Annotated in this window: 1 protein-coding gene; it reads left to right on the forward strand. The window is 73.4% G+C overall.

The genetic code is table 11. The features are described from left to right. On the forward strand, window positions 1-2,014 hold a 2,014-nt coding region (locus BST28156_RS34415; protein WP_174904571.1), incomplete at its 5' end, for a cellulose synthase subunit BcsC-related outer membrane protein. Window positions 2,015-2,120: the final 106 nt, after the last annotated feature.

Raw genomic sequence — 2,120 nt, forward strand, 5'->3', positions numbered from 1 at the left:
GCTCGCGCACGCGCAGGCGAGCGCGCCGGACGATCCCGACATGCTGGCCGCGCTCGGCACGCAGTGGATCGACGCGGGCGACGCCGATCGCGGCCTCGCGCCGCTGCACGACTGGATCCTCGCGCATCCGGCCGACGCCGACGCGGACGTGCGGCTGCGCTACGGCGACCTGCTCGGCCGCGCGGGGCGCGACGACGCGCTGGCCGCCTGGCTCGACACGCTGCGCGGCATGCCGTCGCTGACGCCCGCGCAGTCCGCGCGGCTCGAGGATCAGTCGCTGCGGCTCGTGCTGCGCCGCACCGACGACGCGATCGCTCGGCAGGACTATGCGCAGGCGCGCGCGCAGCTCGAGCGCGCGAGCGCGGCCGGCCGCGCGGATCCGCGCTATGCGCTCGAACTGGCCGATCTCGAACGCGCACAGGGTTACTACGGCGCTGCGCGCGACGCGCTCGCGCCGCTGGCCGCGCGCACGCCCGACGATGCGAACGTGCAGCTCGCGCTGGCACGTATCGACGAGGACAGCGGCGAGCGCGCCGCCGCGCTCGCCCGCGTGCAGGCCGTGCTCGCGCGCACGCCGGACGACGATGTCGACACGCGCCTGTCGGCGGTGCGGCGCCTGAATGCGCTGCGCCGCCCGGACGAGGCCGCGGAGGTCACGGAGCAACTGCAGGCCGCGTATCCGGCGCGCTCGGACGTGTCGCTCGCGGCGGGCAGCGTCGCCGAGGCGCAGGGGCGCTACGACGACGCGGCCTCGTTGTACCGGCTGTCGCTGTCGCAGGAGCGCGCGGAAGGCGCGACGCCGCGCCGCGACGGCCGCACGCCCGCGCAGGCCGCGTTCGCGGATCTCGAGCAGCGGCGCGACCCGGAGATCGAGATCGGCTGGCTGCCCGCGTACAAGTCGGGCGACGACGGCGTATCGGCGTATCGCGCGCAGCAGGTGCCGGTCTACATGCAGCTGCCGGTGCGCTACGACGGGCATGCGTTCCTGCAGATCGATACCGTGCATCTCGATGCGGGCTCGCTCGACACGAGCAATCCGTCGTCGTACGCGCTGAACACGTTCGCGCTGTATCCGGCGCTGAACGCGCCGGCCGCGAATCCGCCGGGCTCGCTGCATCAGTCGGCGACCGGCGTCGCGGTCGGCGCCGGCTACAAGACCGACGCGTGGCGCTTCGACGTCGGCACGTCGCCGCTCGGCTTTCCGGTGCAGTACGTGGTCGGCGGCGTGCGCTACCGGTTCGACGCGGGCCCCGCGAGCTTCACGGTGAACGCGTCGCGGCGGCCCGAGATCAGCAGCGTGCTGTCGTACGCGGGGTTTCGCGATCCGTGGACGGGTGCGGTGTGGGGTGGCGTGCGGCGCGACGGCATCGACCTGCGCGCGTCGGCCGACGTCGGCCGCACGAACCTGTTCGCGGAATTCGGCGCGGGCGTGCTGTCGGGCCGCAACGTCGAGCGCAACGCGGCCGTCACGCTGCGCACCGGCTTCACGGTGCCCGTGTACGAACGCGCGACGATGCGCGTGAGCACGGGGCTGGTCGGCAGTGCATGGCATTACGCGCAGAACCTGCGCTACTACACGTACGGGCAGGGCGGCTACTACAGCCCGCAGCGCTATCTGTCGCTCGGCGTGCCGCTCGAATGGGCCGGGCGCGCCGATGCGCTGTCGTGGGACCTGACCGTGACGGGCGGCGTCTCGAACAGCTACGAGCGCGGCACGCCGTACTTTCCGCTCGGGGTGCCGGGCGTCGCCGGGCTGAAGTCGGCGGACGCGATTGCGGCGCTCGCGTATGCGGGCAGCTCGACACGCGGCGTGTCGTTCTCGTACGGCGTCAACGGGATCGTCGAGTATCGCGTGAACCCGCACCTGAGCGTCGGTGCGCAGCTGCACATCGATCGTTCGCACGACTACGCGCCGAGTTCGGCGCTCGTGTACCTGCGTTACGCGTTCGACGCGCGTGCGCCGCGCAACTGGCTCGTCACGCCGACGCCGGTGCGCCTGTATTCGGACTATTAGGGGAAGCGCGTGAACTCCGACCTCAACGCCACTCGCTCCGCGCCCGCCGCCGCCGGGCTGCTCGGCCGCCTGCGCGCGCTGCTGCGCGCCGGGCCGGCGGGCGGCC

The organism is Burkholderia pseudomultivorans, from assembly GCF_902499075.1.
Taxonomy (GTDB): domain Bacteria; phylum Pseudomonadota; class Gammaproteobacteria; order Burkholderiales; family Burkholderiaceae; genus Burkholderia; species Burkholderia pseudomultivorans.